This is a genomic window from Nocardia africana NBRC 100379, assembly GCF_001612635.1.
In the GTDB taxonomy this organism is placed as follows: Bacteria; Actinomycetota; Actinomycetes; order Mycobacteriales; family Mycobacteriaceae; genus Nocardia; species Nocardia africana.
This window is the reverse complement of sequence record NZ_BDAV01000007.1, coordinates 64,049-85,058: the sequence shown is the minus strand read 5'-3', so window position 1 is coordinate 85,058 and position 21,010 is coordinate 64,049. Positions and strand designations below refer to the sequence as shown.

Sequence of the window (21,010 nt, the reverse complement as noted above, 5' to 3'; positions counted from 1 at the left end):
ACAGCGGCCGACGGCGGATATGTGACGTGGCCCTCGCATCCGGATCCGCCGGGGCCGATCGCCTGCGGCACGGGCGGTTTCGCGGCGGGTGGGTGCCGGAGCACAACATGCGGGGGTCTACCATCGTCTGTAGTAGAGGCTGCGCCGCCCGCGCCGTGCTCTGCGGTGACAGCGGAAACGGCTGCGCGCGGGAGGCCCGCCACGCCGCCGAAACCGTTGCTTCCCTACCGGATCGATGCACCACCTGCGAGGAGAGACAGTGCGGATTGGGCAACAGCCGGGTGATGCGCATGGCTCCTCCGCGACGGCGCTCGCCGACCGTGTCCAGGGCAGCGGCCCGCTGTCGAAGCTGACCCGCCGGGTCCTCGCCTACATCGCGCTGACCAAACCGCGGGTCATCGAGCTGCTGCTGGTGGCCACCATCCCGACGATGCTGCTGGCCGACCGCGGCCATGTCGACATCCGGCTGATCGTGGCCACCCTGTTCGGCGGCTGGATGGGTGCGGCCAGTGCCAACACCCTCAACTGCGTCGCCGACGCCGATATCGACAAGGTCATGAAGCGCACGTCGAAGCGCCCGCTGGCGCGCGAGGCGGTGCCCACCCGCAACGCGTTCGTCTTCGGTGTCGCTCTGGGCGCCGGCTCGTTCGCGTGGTTGTGGTGGCAGGCGAATCTGCTCTCCGGCCTGCTCGTGGTCGCGACGATCCTGTTCTACGTCTTCGTCTACACCCTCGGACTCAAGCGCCGGACCTCGCAGAACGTGGTGTGGGGCGGCGCGGCGGGCTGTATGCCCGCACTGGTCGGCTGGTCGGCGGTCACCGGAACCATCGGCTGGCCCGCGGTCGCGCTGTTCGCGGTCATCTTCTTCTGGACGCCGCCGCACACCTGGGCGCTGGCCATGCGCTACAAGGACGACTACCGCGCGGCCGGTGTGCCGATGCTGCCGGTGGTGGCGACCGAGCGCGCCGTCACCAAGCAGATCGTCATCTACACCTGGTTGACCGTGCTCGCCACCCTGGCGCTGATTCCGGCGACGGGTGTCGTGTACGCGGCGGTCGCCATCGTCGCGGGCGCCTGGTTCCTGCTGATGGCGCATCAGCTGTACTCCGGCGTGCGCCGGGGGGCCTCGGTCAAGCCGCTGCGACTGTTCCTGCAGTCCAACAACTACCTCGCCGTGGTGTTCTGCGGTCTGGCCGTGGACTCGGTCCTCGGCTGGCACACCATCGGCTCGACGCTGTTCGGCTGAGGTCCTCGGGCGCCGGTGCGCGCCCGGAAGTAGCCGGCATCGGCACGTCTCGCCTGAGTTCGGGCGCGCGGCCCCGGTACCGGGTACGGCCGGGGGCGTTGCGTCATCCCGTCGCCTGCGTCATCCCGTTGCCGTGGCGGCAGGCACGTCGGTGCTCGGCTCAGGGCAGCCGAACTGGAACAAGCAACCGTCGGTGCGCGGCTCAGGGACAGCCGGGCTGGAACGGGTAGCACGCGTGCCCGGGCGTCGAGGGCGGCACGGTGCGTTCCGGCGCCGGAGTGTAGTGCGAGGTGGTCGTCGTGGTGGTGCGACCTGAGGCGGGCGCGTGGCTGGGGCCGGACCCGGAACCGCCGCCCGCCGTGCACATGGCCGCCGAAGCCAGCACGACGACCAGAAGGCCCAGCAGAACGAGCGGCACCAGGCTGCGGTTGCGGTTGCGTCGAGGCGGGGCCGCGGGTGGGCGCGGATCGAAGGGCACCGAATAGGGGTGCTGGTTCTGCCCGTAGGCGGGCGCGGGACCTCCGGGACCCGAAGCGGCTGCGGCGACGGGCTGGGGGACGGGACCGGGCGCGGGCTGCGGCGCCGGATTCGGGCGGGCCATCGATACCGGGGCGCCGCCGGGCGACATCGGCGCGGCGGCGGCCGGGACACCGGCCGGGCCGGACCCTGGAATCGGCGCCCCCACCGGCGGTTTGGGGCCGCGGGACGGGATGGGGTTCGGCGGCGGGGGAGTGCGGTCCAGCCGGGCGGGAAAGCCCTCCGCGGTCAGATCGGAATGGGTTGCGGCCGCGGCGAATCCGAGCGCGGCCAGTGCCTGGCCGACCTGCGTCGCATCCCAGGTGTCGGGTGCGTCCGCGGTGATCCGGCTGAAGTAGTTGCGTAACGCCGCGGGGCCGTCACCGAGGACGACATCGATCCCGTCCGGGAGATCACCCTTTTCCAGTGCGACCCGGCTGCTCAATTGCGGCATGACCAGGACCATGCCGGTCACCCCGACCCGTGCCCGGCCGGGAGCGCCGCGCAACAGTTCGGCGATCTCGCCGGTGCGGGCGCGGATCTCGGTCATCGGTTCGGTCCCGGCTTCGGATCCCGCCAGCGGCGCGATCCGGTCGCCGATGGTCCAGGGCCGGTACCCGGAGACGGTCAGCGTGCCGCTCGCCCGTTCGGTGAAGTCCTTGATGACGACGACCACGCAGGTTTTGGGCGTCCACACGATCGCGTCGGCGGCACCGGCCGCGACCACCGCGATACCGGGTAACGCGTGCGCTCCGGTCCAGGTCTTCAGCCAGTTCGCCACCGTCCGTTCGGAATTGGACAGCCGCGACGGGTCGTCGTTGCGAACCTTCACCAACATCTGGATCAACCCCTGACCGATGCCTGTTCTGCCGGCCGCCCCGAGCGACCGCCCGACCACCGTACGACGGTACGGCGAAGCGGGCGAATCGGCTTGCGCGGCAGCACAGATCATCCACCATCGGCATGCCCGTGTCGTCGGCGGGTCACCCCTGCCGATGCCGTGCCGGATATCCGCCCGGCCGCACCAGCACCTGAGTGCCCGCGATCACGGACCGCTCAGGGGACCAGCACGATGGATCCGGTGGTCTTGCGGGCCTGCAGATCGCGATGTGCCTGCGCGGCCTCGGCCAGCGGATACTCGGCGCCGACCCGCACCCGCAGTGTCCCGTCGGCGACAGCGTTCAGGACATCGCCTGCGCGCCAGGTCAATTCGGCGCGGTCGCGGGTGTAGTGGGCGAGCGACGGGCGGGTCACGAACAGCGACCCGGCCGGATTGAGCCGCTGCAGATCGAACGGCGGCACCTGACCGCTCGCGGCGCCGAACAGCGCCAGCATGCCGCGGATGCGCAATGCCGTCAGGCTCGCCTCGAACGTCGCCGCGCCCACCCCGTCGTAGACCGCGGCCACCCCGATCCCGTCGGTGAGGTCGCGCACGCGCTGGGCGAGGTCGTCGCCGTAGCGCAGCACATGCGCGGCGCCGGCTTCCCGGGACAGCTCTTCCTTCGCATCGGTGGACACCGTGGTGATCACCCGGATATCGCGGGCAGCGGCCAGCTGGGTCAGCAGCAGCCCGACGCCGCCGGCGCCGGCGTGAACCAGAATCGTCTCACCCGGCTGCGGCTTGTACACCGATTCGATCAGATAGTGCGCGGTCATTCCCTGCAGCAGTGCCGAGGCCGCCACCGCCGCCGGCACCCCGTCCGGCACGGCCACGGCCACCGCCGCGTCCACCGCCACCTTCTCCGCGTAGCTACCGGGGGCGGCCGCCCACGCGACCCGATCGCCGACGGTGAATTCGGTCACCTCGGAGCCGACCTCGGCGACCACACCCGTGCCCTCGGACCCCGGAACGTAGGGGACCGGTTGCGGGTACGTGCCGGTGCGGATATAGGTGTCGATGAAATTGACACCGGCCGCCTCGGTATCGACGAGCAGCTGATTCGGCCCGATGACGGGATCGTCGACCTCGGTCGCGACGAGAACTTCGGGACCACCGTGTTCGCTGACCTGAATGGCGCGCATGGCTTTCAGTTCTACACCTTCGCTCCACGAACACCGGTAGGGCGGTCGGGTGGTCCCTACCGGACGGTAAACTCCACGCCATGAGCGAAACCGCCACCGCGGCCCCGGTCACGCCGTCGTCCGCCGTCATCGAGTCGGTCAAGAAGTTCGTCGCCGCCCACGGTGGTTCGGGTACGGCCGTGCTGCAGCCGATCGGGCGCATCGGGGTCCGCATCACTCTCGTCGGCGCCGACGGTGTGCTCGGCGACCGGGTCGTCGCGGATCTGGCCACCGCCAAGGCCGTGGTCGAGGCCGTCGACGGCCTCGCCGAAACCGAGCACTGGGATCGCGATCTGAGCTCGGTCGCCACCCCTGCGAAGGGACACTGGGCGCGCATGGCCGGTTGGGTCGCCCGCCAGGCCCGGTTCCCGAAGGCGCGCAACGAGAACTGAGATGGCTCTGCGGCATCGGCTGATCGCCGCCGCGACGGCCGGTGCGGCCGCGGTCCTGACGATGATCGCTCCGGCGCGCGCCGAGGACCCCGGGGCCATGCGGGTATGCACCACCGGTGATTATCCGCCTTATTCGGTGAGCGACGGCCACGGCGGCTATCGCGGCATCGACATCGATCTGGTCCGCGACATGGCGCAGCTGCTGGGGCGTCAGGTGCGCTTCGTGCCGACCAGCTGGGCGTCGATGGGCGGCGATTTCGCCGCGCATGCCTGCGATCTCGCGGTCGGCGGAATATCCGACGCCGCGGCCCGGCGCGCCTACGCCGACTTCTCGCTGAGCTATGGCACCGACGGCAAGACCCCGATCGTGCGTGCCGCCGACGCCGCGAAGTACGCGACGATCGAGCAGATCGATCAGCCGCAGGTGCGGGTGATCGTCAATCGCGGCGGCACCAACGAACAGTTCGCCCGTGCCCATTTCCCGCATGCGCAGCTGACGGTATGGCCGGACAACGTCACGATTTTCGATCAGATCACCGCCGGTCGCGCGGACGTGTTCGTCACCGATTCGGTGGAGGGCCGCTACCGTGTGCGGCAGCATCCCGATCTGCGGGTCCTGCATCCGGAGACGCCGTTCGACTCGTTCGGCAAGGTGTTCCTGATCCCGAAGAACGACGTGCCGACCGCACTGATGGTGAACTCCTGGCTGGCGAGTCAGCTGGCCACCGGGGGAGTCGACCGGCGTGTCGCGGAGTGGATCGGACCGCACGCCACCGCCTGAGCGATGCGCGACCATAATCGACGGGGTGACGGATAAAGCGGCGAGCCGGACCGCGGTCCTGGTCTGTCAGGGCCGGGCGGTGGCCGACGGGCGACTGGCAGTCGGGCGATTCTCGGATCCCATTGCGGCGCAACTACTTCGCGACGACGAACGGGCGGCGGTGCGGCGCGCACGAGCCGAGCGGCCACCCGGCGGCTGGCGGGAGCGGCTCGAATACGAGATGCTCACCGCCACGGCCGCCGTGCTCGCGACCCGCACGGTCGTCATCGACGAGGCCATCCGCGAGGCGTCCGCCGCGCAGTTGGTGCTTCTCGGCGCCGGACTGGACGGGCGGGCCTGGCGGACGGACGAGCCCGCCGCCGACGTCTTCGAAGTGGATCATCCTGCCTCGCAACGCGACAAGTGTGAACGGGTGGGCACGCTGGTTCCGGTCGCGAAGTCGCTGACCTACGTGCCGGTGGAATTCGGCCGCGACGACCTGGGGGCGCGACTGGCCGAGGCGGGCCATCGCACGGATGCGGCGACCACGTGGGTGTGGGAGGGCGTCCTGCCGTATCTGACACAGCCGCAGGTGGAATCGACACTGGCGGTCGTTGCCGCCCGTAGCGCGCCCGGCAGCCGGCTGATCGCGACCTATCCCACCCCGAACCGCCTCGCCGGACTCGGCCGCGCCGGTATGCGTCTCTACAGCAAGCTGGCCGGCGCCCGGGACCCCCTCGCCGACGAACCGCACGTGTCGGCGTGGTCGCCCGCGGAAATGGCCGCGCTGACAACGCGTTACGGGCTCACGGTCACCGCGGACGTCGAGCTGATCGAGACGGCGCGCCGGCTCGACGTGCCGGCACGGCAGTCCCGCGCCTACGGACTGGGCCGCGCGCTGATCGCCGACCGCGTCTGATCGCGATCAGCCGCAGCAGCCCCCACCGCAGCAACCGCCGCCGGACGGCGCGGACGGTGCGGCGGCCGCCCCCGCGGCCTTACCGGTCAGAGCGACCGTGGTGAGCAGTTTGACGGTGTCGCGGTGGCCACCCGGGCAGACCGCCGGGTCGCCGGATTCGCTCATCGGCCGGGTCAGTTCGAACGATTCCGTGCATTCCCGGCAGCGGTAGGCGTAGGTCGGCATAGGTGAATTATGGCTGCCGGGTCCCGGGCCGGCTCGATGCGGGTCGATGCCGCACGGGACTGCCGAAATCTCGCTTTCCGGTGTCCGGGAAGTGCGTCCGTGTTACTGTCCCGGACACATGTCCGGCCTGTTGTCCGGGTGAAGGGAGTGCCCCGATGACGGCAACCGCGAAGATCGTGGTCGGCGCCGACGAAATCACCCCGCGGTGGTTGAGTGCGGCGTTGTCGGCGCCGGTGCGCGAGGTGGTCGCGACGCCGGTGGGCACCGGGCAGATGGGCTCGGTATTTCGCCTGGAGATCAGCGGCGACGGCGCACCGCGGCGCTTGATCGCGAAACTGCCTGCCACCGACCCGGCCGCGCGCGCGATGGTCGCGGGCGCCTATCGGCAGGAGATCCGCTTCTATCGCGAGATCGCACCCACCGTGGCCGTTCGTGCACCCGCCTGTCATTACGCCGAATTCGACGGCGACGGAGCGGAATTCACGCTCCTGCTCGACGATCTCGCCCCGGCTCGCCAGGGCGACCAGCTGGTCGGATGTACGGTGGCGCAGGCGAGCGCCGCGGTGCGCAATCTCGCCGGTCTGCACGGCCCGCGCTGGTGCGATCCCGGCCTGTCCGCGATCGACGGATTGACCGTCAACGGGGAACCCGAGGCGCAGGCTCTGGCCGAATTGTACGGTCCCGCAACGGAAATCTTCATCGATCGGCTGGGGGAGCGGCTTTCGCCGGCCGATCACGAGACGCTGCGCGCCTGCGTCCCCGGTATCGCCGAGTGGCTGCTGGCCGCCCCCGAGCGCTTCGCACCGGTCCACGGCGACTATCGCCTGGACAATCTGATGTTCTCCGGCGACCGCGGTGACATCGAGGTCTGGGCCGTCGACTGGCAGACCCTCGGTCTCGGACTGCCCGCGCGCGACCTGTCCTACTTCGTCGCCACCGGCCTGGAACCCGACCTGCGCCGCGCCCACGAGGACGCGCTCGTCGAAATCTATTGGCGCGCCCTGTGTTCCTACGGCGTCACCGATTACACACTCGAGCAGTGCCGCCAGGACTACCGATTCGCGTTGGTGCAGGGACCGCTGGTCGCGGTGTTCGGCGCCGCCTACGGTGCCGCCACGCCGCGCGGGGACGAGATGTTCGCCGCCATGGCGCGCCGCAGCTGTGCCGCGATCCGGGACTGGAACGCACTGGAGCGGAAACCGGGGTAACCGTTCGCGCCCGGTGCCTGCGTCAGGCGGCGCGGGCGGCTGTTTCGGGCGCGGGGGCGGTGACGTGTTCGCGGGTGCGCATCGAGGCCCACAACGCGGCCGTCGCCACGATGCATGCGGTGGCGCCGCCGACGTGGACGACCACCAGTGCGGCGGGAACGTGCGTGAAGTACTGGACGATGCCGACCAGCGCCTGAGCGCAGACCGTGGCGATCACCACGATCAGACGTACCCGGATCGCGCGGGTCATCCCCACCGCCGCCAGTCCGAAGCCGAGGCCCACGAGCAGCGCCAGATATGCCACGAGCAATTCGGCGTGGGCATGGACCAGGGTGACGATCTCGATCTGCAGGCGCGCCACCGGTCGTTCGGTGCTCTTGTCCCCGGCGTGCGGTCCGGCGCCGGTGACCAGGGTGCCCGCGATGAGTGTGCCGGTCATCGCGACCGCGCTCAGTGCGGTCAGCCAGCGCAGGGGCGCCGGGACCTGGACCACGTCGACCCCGTCGTCGGGTTCGCCGACCTTCGCGAACAGCAGCGTCGCCAGCCACACCATCAGCATCGAGGCCAGCAGGTGGACCGACACCGTCCACCACAGCAATCCGCTGCGCACGGTGATGCCGCCGATCACGGCCTGCAGGACGGTGCCGCCGGGCATCAGCCAGGCATAGATCACGACCTCGCGCCGCCGCCGGGCGCGCACCACGGCGAGCACGATCAGCGCCGCGCACAGCGTCACCGCGAAGGTGAGCATGCGGTTGGAGAATTCGACCGCCTGGTGGATCGCCGGAACTTCGGCATGGGCGGTGGGGGTGAAACTACCGGGGAAGCATTGCGGCCAGGTCGGGCAGCCCAGGCCGGAGGAGGTGACGCGCACGATCGCGCCGGTCACCGAGATGCCCGCCTGGGACAGAATCACCGCCAACGCGAAGATGCGCTGCACCCGCAGGGAGGGCAGCGGCAGAAAGTCGACGAGTCGCACAAACGCGCGTGACAGCACGAAACGATGGTAGACGCAGCCGAATCCGCGTCCGCACGGGGGCTACTACGTTCTGTCGTTGCCGTCACATCCGGATCGGTAGCGCGGGGGTTCGACACCCCGGTGAGTCAGTCGAAGCGGAACCAGCGCGTGGCCAGCCAGCCCGTCACCGCGCCCCACGCCACCAGCACCGCGATGCCGTACCAGTCCACGCTGGTGTGCAGCGCCTGATCCAATGCCTCGGCGAGTGCTCCGGAGGGGATCAGTCGCGCGATCAGCGTCACCGCGTGCGGGAGGTTGTCGGAGGCGAAGACCAGGCTCGCCACCCCCAGCATCACGAACCACAGGATATTGGCCAGGGCGAGCACGATCTCGGCCTTGAGGGTGCCGCCGAGCAGCAGTCCCATCGCGACGAAGGTGGCGGTGCCCAGCGCGATGACGAAGGCGCCCAGCAGCAGGCCGCCGATCGAGGGCCGCCAGCCCAGCGCGACACCGATCAGGCCGAGCAGAACCGATTGCAGCACCACCACGATCAGCACCGCCGCGCATTTGCCGCCGACGATGCCCCAGCGCGGTAATGCCGTGGCGCCCAAGCGTTTCAGCGCACCGTAGCGGCGATCGAAGCCGACCGCGATGGCCTGGCCGGTGAACGCGGTGGACATGATCGCCACCATCATCACCGCCGGCACGATCCGGTCGACCTTGTGATGTTCGCCGAGGCTCGAGCCCAGCGGCAGCAGGGTCAGCCCGATCAGCAGCGTGATCGGAATGAACATGGTGAGCAGCAGCTGTTCACCGTTGCGCAGCAACAGGATCAGCTCCATGCGGGTCTGCGCGGCCAGCATCGACAGCCGCGGGGCCGGTCGCGGCGCGGGGCTGAAGGTGCCCGGGGTGAAACGAGGGGCGGTCCGGGTCATCCGCGCAGCTCCCGTCCGGTCAGTTCGAGGAACACATCCTCCAGGCGGCGCTGGTCGATGCGAATGTCGGTGGGCAGCACGTCGATTCGCGCGCACCAGGCGGTCACGGTGGCCAGCACCTGCGGGGTGATGTCGCCGCACAGCAGATAGGAGCCGGGCGCGGTCTCGCTGGGTGCGAATCCTTCCGGCAGTGCGCTCTCCAGCAGGGACAGGTCCAGCTTCGGCGGCGCGCTGAACCGGAGCTGGCCCTCGGCGCCGGCGGAGGTCACCTCGGCCGGGGTGCCGGCGGCGACGATGCGGCCGTGATCGATGATCACCAGCCGGTCGGCGAGTTGCTCGGCCTCGTCCATCATGTGCGTGGTGAGCAGAACGCCGACGCCGTCGCGGCGCAGCGCATCGATCAGCTCCCACACCAGATGCCGGGCCTGCGCGTCCATGCCGGCGGTCGGTTCGTCGAGGAAGACCAGTTCAGGCCGTCCCACCAGTGCGCACGCCAGCGCGAGGCGCTGCTGCTGTCCACCGGAGAGCCGCCGATACGGGGTGCGGCGGGCATCGTGCAGGCCGAGGGTGTCGAGCAGCCATTGCGGATCGAGCGGATCGGCGGCGTAGGAGGCGACCAGATCGAGCATCTCGCCGGCGCGCGAGCCCGGATAGGCGCCGCCGCCCTGGAGCATCACCCCGATGCGCGGGCGCAGGCGATCGGAATCGGCGACCGGATCGAGCCCGAGCACCCGTACCGAACCGGCGTCGGGGGAAAGAAAACCCTCACACATCTCGACGGTCGTGGTTTTGCCGGCGCCGTTGGGGCCCAGCAGGGCCAGCACCTCCGCGCGCCCGACCTCGAAACCGATCCCGTCCACGGCGGTGGTGTCGCCGTAGCGTTTCACGACACCGTCGATACAGACAGCGGGTTCCGAGGCTGCGCTCACGATGAGACACCGTATGCCGGGCCCGGCTGTGACGGAGCAGACACCCCTGTCCGATTACGCCAGGGCAGCAGGTTCCGGGTCACCGCGATGAATCCGAGCGCGACGATGACCACGGCGACCGCCGCCTCGATGATCTGGAAGACCCCGAAATCGGCGCCGCGCGGCATCAGCATCACGCTCACGACCGCGGAGAACGCCACGGCCGGAACCCGGAACGCGGGCGTGGTGGCCCACGCCGCGAGCGGCACGATCGCCCACAGCAGATACCACGGCTGCACCACCGGGAACAGCAGCACGATCGCCGCCAGCGACACGCCCATCGCCCCGACCGGCTGCAATCGCCCGGTCCAGGTGGCGATGAGCATGCGCACGGTGATCAACGCCGCCACCACGCCGGCGATCGGGCGGGTGATGCTCAGCAGCGCGGTGGTGTGGTCTCCCAGTCCCAGCAGCACGCCGCCGAATCCGGTGATGATGCCGATCGCGGTGGGCAGCGACATCCAGCTGCGCACGGTGCTGGCGGCGTTGAGGGTGTGGGTCCAGCCGAACCCGAGTCCGGAGGTGTAACTGACGAACAACGTGGTGACGAGGGTGATCGCGCCGAGCACCGCCGCGGCGGCAAACAGCGGCCGCCAGCCGCGTCCCCAGCGCCGGGCCAGGGCCATGCCGACGAATCCGAGCGCGATGATCGAGGTGATCTTCACCGCCGACGACAGGGTGATCACCACGGTCCCGAAGGTCAGCAGCAGCCAGCCGCGCTGGTCGAATCCACCCAGGCCGGGCGCGTGGTCGGTGGCCAGCGCGCGCAGGCAGAACTCGACTCCGGCCAGCATCAGGCCGAGCATCAGCGCGTCGTTGTGCACGCCGCCGACCAGGTGGAACAGCACCAGCGGGTTGGCCGCGCCCAGCCACAGCGCGCTGACCGGCGCCACTCCGCAGCGCCGCGACAGCCGCGGCAGCGCCCAGACGATCAGGGCCACCCCGGCCAGTGCCAGCAATCGATGCGCCCAGACGCCGACGATGATGTTGTCGCCGGTCACATGCGCGATCCCGCGACCCATCCAGACGAACAGCGGTCCGTACGGAGCGGGAGTGTCGCGCCAGATGTTGGGCACGTTGTAGGTCAGCACGTTGTGCAGGCCCAGGCCGGTGGCCGGGCCGACGGCGTAGGGATCGAGGCCGCGGGCGGCGATCTCGCCCTGCGCCAGATAGGAATAGACGTCGTTGGAGAACAGCGGCGGCGCCACCGACAGCGGGATGATCCACAGTAGCAGCGTGCGATCCAGCTGCGAGCGACTGAGCCGATGGACCGGGGAGCCACCGAAACCGCCGACGGCGAAGCGGCCCAGCAGCAGCCACGCCATCACCACGAAAACCGTGCCGATCATGCACAGCGCCAGCGACGAGGTCTGCCAGCGCGCGAAGACGCCGATCACCCGGACTCCGGAGACCGGATTCTGCAGGACCGGCTGGGCGGCGACGCCCAGCGCGCTGATCGCCATGAGCACCGAGCCGGTAGCGCCGAGCAGTCGAATTCGCTTGAACTGCGCGGTTTCCCGGCTGTCGAGACCCGGCGCGTCGGCTTCGACGGTGTGTAGCACCGCGATGGTGTGATCGGCGGGCGGGACGTCCAGACCCAGGGCCCGGCGTCCGATCTCGATGCTTCTACGCCATGCGCCTTCCACAACCGCCACGGAGGTCAAGCGTAGCCGGGGAGGGAGCCGTGGCCGACGCAACGTCGCGGCCCGGACCGTGACATATCGCACCGGGGGTCGATGCCCAGGTCGGGGCCGCATCCGGCTGCGATTCAGGGCACCCTTACTAGAATGCGGGAAATAATTCCGTCACACTGATGTTGTGAAAACCGTGGGTTTGCGGGAGAACGAGGTGAATACCGAGCGTCAGCAGGGCGCCCGGCCTTCCGTCGCGCCCGCGGCCGCCGCCGGTGAGGGGCATACCCGCGCCGCCGTCGTCCAGCTGCTGCTGGAGGAGGGGCCGATCACCGCGACCGCCATCGGGCAGCGGCTGGGGCTGAGCCCGGCCGGTGTGCGCCGTCATCTCGACGCGCTGATCGAATCCGGCGAGGCCCGGGCCATGCGCTCGGCGCCGTGGCAGCAGCAGGGCCGCGGTCGTCCCGCCAAGCAGTTCCAGCTGACCGCCGCCGGTCGCGGCCGGCTCGGCCACGCCTACGACGATCTGGCGGGTGCCGCGATGCGGCAGCTGCGCGAGATCGGCGGCGACAACGCGATCATGGATTTCGCCCGTCGCCGCGTCGGTGTGATCGTCGCCGGAATCGATCGCCTGGCTCAGCACACCCCGGCCGCCACCTCGGAGAAGGCGGAGGAGATCGCCGAGGCGTTCAGCGACGCCGGATTCGCGGCGACCACCCGCAAGGTCGGCTCCGGAGTGCAGATATGCCAGCATCACTGCCCGGTCTCGCATGTGGCCGAGGAGTTCCCGGAGCTGTGCGCCGCCGAACTCGAGGCGTTTCGCGAGCTGCTCGGAACCCACGTGCAGCGTCTCGCGACCATCGCCAACGGTGACTGCGCCTGCACCACCCACGTTCCCCTGTCCGTTCCCCCGACGAGCAATGCTCAGCCCGCCACCCGCGTCGTTGCACAGCCCGCAACGGCAGCTCGAAACGACTCCGGAAGGAGTGCCGAATGACGTCGACCACCGCGGCGAGCCGTGAATCCGATGCGCCCCAGACCCAGGCCCTGACCCAAGAGGAGACCATCGCCTCGCTGGGTACCTACGGCTACGGCTGGGCGGATTCGGATACCGCCGGCGCCAGCGCCAAGCGCGGCCTGTCCGAGGACGTCGTGCGCGACATCTCGGCGAAGAAGAACGAGCCGGAGTGGATGCTGGACATCCGCCTCAAGGCGCTGCGCATCTTCGATCGCAAGCCGATGCCGGGCTGGGGTTCCAACCTCGAGGGCATCGACTTCGACAACATCAAATACTTCGTGCGCTCGACCGAGAAGCAGGCCGAGAGCTGGGAAGATCTGCCCGAGGACATCAAGAACACCTACGACAAGCTGGGCATCCCGGAGGCGGAGAAGCAGCGTCTGGTCGCCGGTGTGGCCGCCCAGTACGAGTCGGAGGTCGTCTACCACCAGATCCGCGAGGACCTCGAGGCCCAGGGCGTGATCTTCCTCGACACCGACACCGGCCTGCGTGAGCACCCGGAGATCTTCCAGCAGTACTTCGGCTCGGTGATCCCGGCCGGCGACAACAAGTTCTCCGCGCTGAACACCGCGGTGTGGTCGGGTGGCTCCTTCATCTACGTGCCGCCGGGCGTGCACGTCGACATCCCGCTGCAGGCCTACTTCCGGATCAACACCGAGAACATGGGCCAGTTCGAGCGGACGCTGATCATCGTCGACGAGGGCGCCTACGTGCACTACGTCGAGGGTTGTACCGCGCCGATCTACAAGTCGGACTCGCTGCACTCCGCGGTCGTGGAGATCATCGTCAAGGACGGTGGCCGCTGCCGCTACACCACCATTCAGAACTGGTCGAACAACGTCTACAACCTGGTCACGAAGCGGGCCAAGGCGGGCGCGGGCGCGACCATGGAGTGGATCGACGGCAACATCGGCTCCAAGGTCACCATGAAGTACCCCGCGGTCTGGATGACCGGTGAGCACGCCAAGGGCGAGGTGCTCTCGGTGGCGTTCGCCGGCGAGGGCCAGCACCAGGACACCGGCGCCAAGATGCTGCACCTGGCGCCGCACACCTCCTCGACCATCGTGTCGAAGTCGGTGGCGCGCGGTGGGGGCCGGGCCTCCTACCGCGGCCTGGTTCAGGTCAACAAGGGTGCCCACGGTTCCAAGTCGACCGTGAAATGCGATGCGCTGCTGGTGGATACGGTCAGCCGCTCCGACACCTACCCCTACGTCGACATCCGCGAGGACGACGTGACGATGGGCCACGAGGCCACCGTCTCCAAGGTGTCGGAGGATCAGCTGTTCTACCTGATGAGCCGCGGCATGACCGAGGACGAGGCGATGGCGATGGTGGTGCGCGGCTTCGTCGAGCCCATCGCCAAGGAACTGCCGATGGAATACGCGCTGGAACTGAACCGGCTCATCGAGCTGCAGATGGAAGGAGCGGTCGGCTGATGCCGGTCGAGAACGTTGCTGTCGCGGGTGAGGCCCGCGTCCCGGCTGTCAACAAGGGTGAGCTGTTCGCGTCGTTCGACGTGGCCGCCTTCGAGGTGCCCTCGGCGCACGACGAGGTGTGGCGGTTCACCCCGCTGCGCCGCCTGCGCGGACTGCACGACGGCACCGCGGTGCGCGACGGCCGGGCCGGCATCGAGGTCGCCGCTGTCGACGGCACCGCCATCGACGGTGTGACGGTGGAGACCGTCGGCCGGGACGACAAGCGCCTCGGCGAGGGTGGTGTCCCCACCGATCGCGTTGCCGCCCAAGCGTATTCGGGCTTCGAGCAGGCGACGGTGGTGTCGGTGGGCGCCGAGACCGAGGTCGACCGCCCGGTCGTCGTCCGGATCACCGGCCCCGGCGCGGACAAGACGGCGTTCGGTCATCTGCAGATCCGGCTCGGAAACTTCGCGGTCGCGACGGTGGTCATCGACCAGCGCGGCAGCGGAACCTATGCGGAGAACGTGGAATTCGTGCTCGGCGACAGCGCCAAACTGACCGTGGTCGCGGTCCAGGACTGGGCCGACGACGCCGTGCACGTCACCGCCCATCACGCCAAGCTGGGGCGCGATGCCGTGCTGCGGCACACCGACGTGACCCTCGGCGGCGATCTGGTGCGGCTGACCGCGACCGTGCGCTACGACGGTCCCGGCGGCGACGCTGAACTGCTGGGCCTGTACTTCGCCGACGACGGACAGCATTTCGAGCAGCGCCTGCTGGTCGACCACGCGCAGCCGCACTGCAAGTCGAATGTGCTGTACAAGGGTGCGCTGCAGGGAGATCCGAGCTCGGCCAAGCCCGACGCGCACACCGTCTGGGTCGGCGACGTGCTGATCCGCGCGGAGGCCGAGGGCACCGACACCTACGAGGCCAACCGCAACCTGGTCCTCACCGACGGGGCTCGTGCCGATTCGGTGCCGAACCTCGAGATCGAGACCGGTGAGATCCTCGGCGCCGGACACGCCTCGGCGACGGGCCGATTCGATGACGAGCAGCTGTTCTACCTGCGTGCTCGCGGTATTCCGGAGGAGGCTGCCCGCCGTCTGGTGGTGCGTGGTTTCTTCCACGAGATCATCCAGAAGATCGCGGTCGTCGAGATCCGGGAGCGGCTGGAGTCGGCCATCGAGGCCGAACTCGCCGCCATCGGTGCCTAGCACCGGCGCGTCCCGGCAGCCCGAAACCTCCACCAGCCCAGAAGGAACGCAATGACCACCCTCGAAATCAAGGACCTGCACGCCGAAGTCGCCAACCCCGACGAGAACGGCGAGCCCATCAAGATCCTCAAGGGCGTGAACCTCACCGTGAACTCCGGCGAGACCCACGCCATCATGGGCCCGAACGGCTCCGGCAAGTCCACCCTGTCCTACGCCATCGCGGGGCACCCGAAGTACACCGTGACCCAGGGCTCGATCACCCTCGACGGCGAGGACGTGCTGGCCATGTCCGTCGATGAGCGCGCCCGCGCCGGGCTGTTCCTGGCCATGCAATACCCGGTCGAGGTGCCGGGCGTATCCATGTCGAACTTCCTGCGCACCGCCGCGACCGCTGTACGCGGCGAGGCCCCGAAGCTGCGCCACTGGGTCAAGGAAGTCAAGGAGTCGATGGGTGAGCTGGAGATCGACGCCGCCTTCGCCGACCGCAGCGTCAACGAGGGCTTCTCCGGCGGTGAGAAGAAGCGCCACGAAATCCTGCAGCTGGGCCTGCTCAAGCCGAAGATCGCCATCCTCGACGAGACCGACTCCGGTCTGGACGTCGACGCGCTGCGCATCGTCTCCGAGGGCGTCAACCGCTACAAGGAGCGCGAGAACGGTGGCATCCTGCTGATCACCCACTACACCCGGATCCTGCGCTACATCCAGCCGCAGTTCGTGCACGTGTTCGTGGGCGGCCGCATCGTCGCCGAGGGTGGCTCCGAGCTGGCCGACGAACTCGATGCCAACGGCTACGTCCGCTTCACACAGACCGCGACCGCGGGAGCCTGATATGACCGCTGTGACACGCACACTCGACGTCGCCAGGATCCGGGCCGATTTCCCGATCCTGAACCGGACGGTGCGTGACGGAAAACCGTTGGTGTACCTGGATTCCGGGGCCACCTCGCAGCGACCGCTGGCCGTCCTGGACGCCGAACGCGAATTCCTCACCCACACCAACGCCGCCGTGCACCGCGGCGCGCATCAGCTCGCCGAGGAGGCGACCGACGCCTACGAGGGCGCCCGGGCCGATATCGCGCGCTTCGTGGGGGTGGAGGCGAACGAGATCGTCTTCACCAAGAACGCCACCGAATCGCTGAACCTGGTGACGTATTCGTTCTCCGACGACCGCTTCCCGTACCACGTGGGACCGGGCGACGAGATCGTGATCACCGAACTGGAGCATCACGCGAATCTCGTTCCGTGGCAGGAACTCGCGCGTCGCACCGGCGCCACCCTGAAGTGGTACGGCATCACCGACGACGGGCGCATCGATCTGGATTCGCTGGAGCTCTCGCCCGCGACCAAGGTCGTCGCCTTCACTCATCAGTCGAATGTGACCGGTGCGGTCGCCGACGTGCACGAGATGGTGCGCCGCGCCAAGGCGGTCGGCGCCCTGGTGGTGCTCGACGCCTGCCAGTCGGTCCCGCACATGCCGGTGGACTTCCGTGAGCTCGGCGTCGATTTCGCCGCCTTCTCCGGGCACAAGATGCTGGGTCCGTCCGGTGTCGGCGTGCTCTACGGCCGCTACGCCCTGCTCGAGGAGACCCCGCCGTTCATCACCGGTGGGTCGATGATCGAGACGGTCACCATGGAGGCCACCACCTACGCGGCGCCGCCGCAGCGGTTCGAGGCCGGCGTGCCGATGACCTCGCAGGTGGTCGGATTGGGCGCGGCCGTGCGGTATCTCGACGCGATCGGGATGGAAGCCGTTGCCGCGCACGAACATACGCTGGTCGGCGCCGCCCTGGAGGGACTCGGCGCGATCGACGGCGTGCACATCGTCGGACCGACCGAGAACGTGGATCGCGGTGGCGCGGTGTCGTTCGTGGTCGACGGCATCCACCCGCACGACGTCGGGCAGATCCTGGACGACGAGGGAGTCGCCATCCGCGTCGGGCACCATTGCGCCTGGCCGCTGATGCGCCGGCTCGGCGTACCCGCCACCGCCCGGGCCTCCTTCGCGGTCTACAACACCTTGGACGAGGTGGAGGCGCTGGTGGCCGCGGTCCGTAAGGCACAGAAATTCTTCGGTGTGGCCGACCGTTGAATCCGGTGAGCGCGAGCGACCAGTGAACGGGGCGTGAGATTTCGCAATGCGTATGGAACAGATGTACCAGGAAGTGATCCTGGACCACTACAAGCATCCGCACCACCGCGGGCTGCGGGAGCCGTTCGGCGCCGAGGTGCATCACGTCAACCCGACCTGCGGTGACGAGGTGACCCTGCGGGTGCACATCGACGACAACGGTGACGTCGCCGATGTGTCCTACGACGGGCAGGGCTGCTCGATCAGCCAGGCCGCCACCTCGATCCTCACCGATCAGGTCATCGGCCAGCCCGTGCAGCAGGCGCTGAAGGTGGTCGACTCCTACAGCGAGATGATCTCGAGCCGCGGCACGGTCGAGGGCGACGAGGACGTCATCGGCGACGGCATCGCGCTGGCCGGTGTGGCGAAGTATCCTGCCCGGGTGAAATGTGCCCTGCTGGGCTGGATGGCGTTCAAGGATGCCGTGGTGCGGATAACCTCGGCCGAAGAGACCAAGCGGACCATGGGCAACGGGTCCGCCGGAAATGGGGAACGTCATGACTGAGACGCCGGCAACCGAACAGCCGAACACCGAGGCCGAACTTTCCCAGGAACAGGTCGCGCTGCTCGAGGATATGGAGGAGGCGATGCGTGACGTCGTCGACCCCGAACTCGGCATCAACGTGGTCGATTTGGGACTGGTCTACGGGATGCGGGTCGAGGAGGACGTGGCCGTCCTCGACATGACCCTCACCTCCGCGGCCTGCCCGCTCACCGACGTCATCGAGGACCAGTCGCGAAACGCGCTGGTGCGCAGCGGTTTGGTGGAGGATTTGAAGATCAACTGGGTCTGGATGCCGCCGTGGGGTCCGGACAAGATCACCGACGACGGCCGCGAACAGCTGCGCGCACTGGGCTTCACGGTCTGATTCTCGCCACCGGGTAGGGGGTGAAGTGGACATGCCGGGCCGACGTGGAGCAGGATCGCCTGCGTCCAGTACGCAGACCAGAACGGGGTGGATTCACGGATGGCCCATATGTTTTCCCAGCGCGTCCGCTCGGCGGCCGTCGCGGCGGTGACCGGTGCGGGTTTCGCCGTCGCCGGTGCCGCCGGTTCGGCTCACGCCGACGGTGACCTGCACGGTGCGATCGCCTATTCCGACCGCAGCGGGGTGGTGGCCGCGGCCACCAACTTCGCCGACGCGCCCAGCGCGGATGCCGCGGCCCGGGCGCGCTGCGGTCGCGGCGACTGCCGCGTGATCCTGGATTTCAGCAACGGCTGCGGTGCTGTCGCCCAGGGAGCGGACGGCCGGATCGCGGTCGGCTGGGGTCCGACCCAGGTCGAGGCGGAGAAGCAGGCGAGGGATTTCCTGGGGCCGAGCGCGCCGCCGTTCCCCGACTTGGGAAGCGCGATCCCGCGGCCGGCGAACATCGCCCTGAGCAGTTGCACCGCGAACGCGCACTGATCGTTCCACATCGACGGCGGCCGACCCGGATTCCGGGTCGGCCGCCGTCGTTTCCCGCGTTCGGTGAGGGAACCGCGGGGCCGTGACAGCGCTGGGTGGTGACGTTACTTCGGAGCCTGCACCACGATGGTGCTGACGATCTTGTCGGCGAAGGTCTGCTTTTTCTCGTCCCACAGCGGCCACAGATATCCGAGGCCGCACAGAGCGTTGTCGAGAACGTGGCAGAGCTTGCGCACGAACGCCATACCGAAGCCGAGCACCTGACCGTCGGCTTCCTTGATCACGCGGATACCGACGACCTTCTTACCGGGCGTCTGACCGGTCGTGCCTTCCTGGTGGATGAGCCACAGTCCGAGGCCCAGACCCACGGCGATGGCCAGCAGCAACAGAATGATGCCGACCGCGGTCAGGCCGCCGCCCGTGCACGTACTGGAGTAGGAGTACGAGGAGCTGTAGGGGTCGTCGTCGAACGAGCAGTTCACGTCCTTGGTACCGAGCCCGAACGCGAGCCCGTACAGGATGGCCAGCGGGACGCCGACGATCAGCGCGTCGATGAGGTAACCGCCGACGCGCGCGAACCAGTTGGCATACGGTGCGGGCGGGCCGAATCCCGGCTGCTGATAACCGTATCCCGGCCCGGCCGGCGGGTAACCGGCGCCCGGGGTGCCGTAATTCGGTTGTGCCGCACCGTATCCCGGAGGCGGGGTTCCGTAACCCGGTGGGGGAGCGGCATATCCGGGCGGCGGCGCGCCGTAGCCCGGCTGGGGTGCGCCGTAGCCCGGCTGCGGGCCGGCGGGCGGATACCCGGAGCCCGGTTGCCCCGGTTGGCCGTACGGGCCGTTCGGGTCCGACGGGTTGGTCATATGTGGTTCCTCCGGAAGCTGGTGGTACGGGGACGATCCGGGCCCCGACCGGGTCGAACTGTGATTGCACCGTACGGTAACCGCCAGGCCCCGCCAAAGTATGGCCGACCCGCGCGCAATGGGCGCGCCGAACAGTCGGATATCTCACGATTGCCTGATTCGGCGAAGACGCCCGAATCGCCGCCTAGGCTCCCTTGCGGGTCTGTTTGGTGGCTTTGGGCGCAGCCTTCTTCGCAGTCGACTTGCTCGCCGACTTGGTGCCGGTGGATTTCGACGCGGCCCGTTTGGTGGTCGCCTTCGTGGTCGACTTGGCGGCGGATTTCGAGGCGCCGCCCCGGCTCGACTTCCCGGATTCCCCACCGCGCCCGGTGGCTTCGAGGCTGCGCTGCAATGCGGCCACCAGATCGACCACCTCGGCATCCATCTGCGCCGGTTCGGCCTCTTCGTGGCGGGTGACGCGGTCGGACCCGGACTCGATGGCCTCGTCGAGCAGCTTCTTCAGTTCGATCTGATACTCGTCGGTGTACTGATCGGGATCGAAATCCTCCGACATGCTGTCGACCAGCGTCTGCGCCATCGCGACCTCCTGCGATCGCGGCGCGGCGGCATCATCGAGCGATTCGAATTCGGCGGCGCGCACCTCGTCCGGCCACAGCAGCGTCTGCAACACCAGCACCCCGTCGCGCACCCGCAGCGCCGCCAGCCGCGTCTTCTGCCGCAGCGTGAAATGCACCAGCGCCACCCGATCCACCTGATCGAGCGTCTTCGCGAGCAACACGTACGCCTTGGGTGTCGTCGAGTCGGGCTCGAGATAGTAACTGCGGTCGAACAGGATCGGATCGATCTGCTCGGACGGCACGAACTGCAGCACCGGAATTTCGTGCTTCTCGGCCACCGGCAACTTCGCGAAATCCTCGTCGGTCAGGATCACCTTGTCACCCTCGGGCGACTCGTACGCCTTGTCGATATCCGCGAAGGCCACCGACTGCCCGCACACCGTGCAGACACGGTCGTATTTGATCCGCCCGCCATCCTTGGCGTGGACCTGATGAAACCTGATGTCATGGTCCTCGGTGGCGGTGTAAACCTTCACCGGGACATTCACCAGCCCGAACGCGATGGAACCCTTCCAGATCGATCGCATCCT

Annotated in this window: 22 protein-coding genes; 13 read left to right on the top strand and 9 right to left on the bottom strand. The window is 68.8% G+C overall.

Annotated features, from left to right (window positions below; translation table 11 throughout):
- Nucleotides 1–259: 259 nt before the first annotated feature.
- Nucleotides 260–1,246 carry a heme o synthase gene (locus NA3_RS12150; protein ID WP_030518428.1) on the top strand — a complete coding sequence of 329 codons (987 nt, stop codon included), beginning with the start codon at nucleotides 260–262 and terminating at the stop codon, nucleotides 1,244–1,246.
- A gap of 202 nt (nucleotides 1,247–1,448) precedes the next feature.
- Here NA3_RS12150 and NA3_RS12145 read toward each other — a convergent pair whose 3' ends face one another.
- Nucleotides 1,449–2,600, bottom strand: coding sequence for a hypothetical protein (locus NA3_RS12145; RefSeq protein ID WP_062963722.1), 1,152 nt, complete (start codon nucleotides 2,598–2,600; stop codon nucleotides 1,449–1,451).
- A 218-nt stretch (nucleotides 2,601–2,818) separates the two neighbouring features.
- On the bottom strand, nucleotides 2,819–3,784 hold the full coding sequence (locus tag NA3_RS12140) for a quinone oxidoreductase family protein (protein WP_062963721.1): 966 nt from the start codon (nucleotides 3,782–3,784) through the stop codon (nucleotides 2,819–2,821).
- A gap of 80 nt (nucleotides 3,785–3,864) precedes the next feature.
- Here NA3_RS12140 and NA3_RS12135 point away from each other — a divergent pair, with 80 nt between their 5' ends.
- Genes NA3_RS12135 through NA3_RS12125 form a run of 3 tightly spaced genes read left to right on the top strand, consistent with a single transcriptional unit; the run spans nucleotide 3,865 to nucleotide 5,894 of the window.
- Complete coding sequence (locus NA3_RS12135; RefSeq protein WP_062963720.1) at nucleotides 3,865–4,215, top strand: hypothetical protein; 351 nt, start codon at nucleotides 3,865–3,867, stop codon at nucleotides 4,213–4,215.
- A gap of 1 nt (nucleotide 4,216) precedes the next feature.
- The gene (locus NA3_RS12130) at nucleotides 4,217–4,996 is read left to right on the top strand and encodes a transporter substrate-binding domain-containing protein (protein WP_062963719.1); all 780 of its coding nucleotides are present in this window, start codon (nucleotides 4,217–4,219) and stop codon (nucleotides 4,994–4,996) included.
- 25 nt (nucleotides 4,997–5,021) lie between these two features.
- Nucleotides 5,022–5,894, top strand: coding sequence for a class I SAM-dependent methyltransferase (locus NA3_RS12125; RefSeq protein WP_062963718.1), 873 nt, complete (start codon nucleotides 5,022–5,024; stop codon nucleotides 5,892–5,894).
- A 6-nt stretch (nucleotides 5,895–5,900) separates the two neighbouring features.
- Here NA3_RS12125 and NA3_RS12120 read toward each other — a convergent pair whose 3' ends face one another.
- Nucleotides 5,901–6,119 (bottom strand): FmdB family zinc ribbon protein, encoded by a 219-nt coding sequence (locus tag NA3_RS12120; RefSeq protein WP_062963717.1) that lies wholly within the window; start codon nucleotides 6,117–6,119, stop codon nucleotides 5,901–5,903.
- A gap of 155 nt (nucleotides 6,120–6,274) precedes the next feature.
- On the opposite strand from NA3_RS12120, the gene NA3_RS12115 reads away from it, so the two are divergent.
- On the top strand, nucleotides 6,275–7,327 hold the full coding sequence (locus NA3_RS12115; protein ID WP_062963716.1) for a phosphotransferase: 1,053 nt from the start codon (nucleotides 6,275–6,277) through the stop codon (nucleotides 7,325–7,327).
- Nucleotides 7,328–7,349: 22 nt separating this feature from the next.
- On the opposite strand, the gene NA3_RS12110 is transcribed toward NA3_RS12115, so the two are convergent.
- From NA3_RS12110 to mptB, 4 genes are all read right to left on the bottom strand, one after another.
- Entirely contained in the window at nucleotides 7,350–8,324 is a 975-nt protein-coding gene (locus tag NA3_RS12110) for a COX15/CtaA family protein (protein WP_062963715.1), read from the bottom strand.
- A gap of 107 nt (nucleotides 8,325–8,431) precedes the next feature.
- On the bottom strand, nucleotides 8,432–9,220 hold the full coding sequence (locus tag NA3_RS12105; protein WP_062963714.1) for an ABC transporter permease: 789 nt from the start codon (nucleotides 9,218–9,220) through the stop codon (nucleotides 8,432–8,434).
- A complete protein-coding gene (locus NA3_RS12100) occupies nucleotides 9,217–10,149 on the bottom strand; it encodes an ABC transporter ATP-binding protein (RefSeq protein WP_062963713.1) in 933 nt (310 codons plus the stop codon). The genes NA3_RS12105 and NA3_RS12100 overlap by 4 nt, the downstream gene beginning before the upstream one ends.
- Nucleotides 10,146–11,843 carry a polyprenol phosphomannose-dependent alpha 1,6 mannosyltransferase MptB gene (gene mptB, locus NA3_RS12095; protein ID WP_062963994.1) on the bottom strand — a complete coding sequence of 566 codons (1,698 nt, stop codon included), beginning with the start codon at nucleotides 11,841–11,843 and terminating at the stop codon, nucleotides 10,146–10,148. Before mptB ends, NA3_RS12100 begins: the two co-directional genes overlap by 4 nt.
- Before the next feature lie 193 nt (nucleotides 11,844–12,036).
- Here mptB and NA3_RS12090 point away from each other — a divergent pair, with 193 nt between their 5' ends.
- From NA3_RS12090 to NA3_RS12055, 8 genes are all read left to right on the top strand, one after another.
- Complete coding sequence (locus tag NA3_RS12090) at nucleotides 12,037–12,816, top strand: helix-turn-helix transcriptional regulator (protein ID WP_227995463.1); 780 nt, start codon at nucleotides 12,037–12,039, stop codon at nucleotides 12,814–12,816.
- On the top strand, nucleotides 12,813–14,273 hold the full coding sequence (gene sufB / locus NA3_RS12085; protein ID WP_062963712.1) for a Fe-S cluster assembly protein SufB: 1,461 nt from the start codon (nucleotides 12,813–12,815) through the stop codon (nucleotides 14,271–14,273). The genes NA3_RS12090 and sufB overlap by 4 nt, the downstream gene beginning before the upstream one ends.
- The gene (gene sufD / locus NA3_RS12080) at nucleotides 14,273–15,466 is read left to right on the top strand and encodes a Fe-S cluster assembly protein SufD (protein ID WP_062963711.1); all 1,194 of its coding nucleotides are present in this window, start codon (nucleotides 14,273–14,275) and stop codon (nucleotides 15,464–15,466) included. The genes sufB and sufD overlap by 1 nt, the downstream gene beginning before the upstream one ends.
- Nucleotides 15,467–15,517: 51 nt before the next feature.
- On the top strand, nucleotides 15,518–16,294 hold the full coding sequence (gene sufC / locus NA3_RS12075) for a Fe-S cluster assembly ATPase SufC (RefSeq protein WP_062963710.1): 777 nt from the start codon (nucleotides 15,518–15,520) through the stop codon (nucleotides 16,292–16,294).
- Nucleotide 16,295: 1 nt separating this feature from the next.
- Nucleotides 16,296–17,555 (top strand): cysteine desulfurase, encoded by a 1,260-nt coding sequence (locus NA3_RS12070; RefSeq protein ID WP_062963709.1) that lies wholly within the window; start codon nucleotides 16,296–16,298, stop codon nucleotides 17,553–17,555.
- 46 nt (nucleotides 17,556–17,601) lie between these two features.
- Nucleotides 17,602–18,099, top strand: coding sequence for a Fe-S cluster assembly sulfur transfer protein SufU (gene sufU / locus NA3_RS12065; RefSeq protein ID WP_062963708.1), 498 nt, complete (start codon nucleotides 17,602–17,604; stop codon nucleotides 18,097–18,099).
- Nucleotides 18,092–18,463 (top strand): metal-sulfur cluster assembly factor, encoded by a 372-nt coding sequence (locus tag NA3_RS12060; RefSeq protein WP_062963707.1) that lies wholly within the window; start codon nucleotides 18,092–18,094, stop codon nucleotides 18,461–18,463. The genes sufU and NA3_RS12060 overlap by 8 nt, the downstream gene beginning before the upstream one ends.
- A gap of 99 nt (nucleotides 18,464–18,562) precedes the next feature.
- Nucleotides 18,563–19,000: a DUF4189 domain-containing protein gene (locus NA3_RS12055; protein WP_128145319.1), complete on the top strand. Its 438-nt coding sequence runs from the start codon at nucleotides 18,563–18,565 to the stop codon at nucleotides 18,998–19,000.
- 104 nt (nucleotides 19,001–19,104) lie between these two features.
- On the opposite strand, the gene NA3_RS12050 is transcribed toward NA3_RS12055, so the two are convergent.
- Nucleotides 19,105–19,863, bottom strand: coding sequence for an RDD family protein (locus tag NA3_RS12050; RefSeq protein ID WP_062963705.1), 759 nt, complete (start codon nucleotides 19,861–19,863; stop codon nucleotides 19,105–19,107).
- Between the two features lie 184 nt (nucleotides 19,864–20,047).
- Nucleotides 20,048–21,007: a non-homologous end joining protein Ku gene (gene ku, locus NA3_RS12045; protein WP_062963704.1), complete on the bottom strand. Its 960-nt coding sequence runs from the start codon at nucleotides 21,005–21,007 to the stop codon at nucleotides 20,048–20,050.
- Between the last annotated feature and the right edge of the window lie 3 nt (nucleotides 21,008–21,010).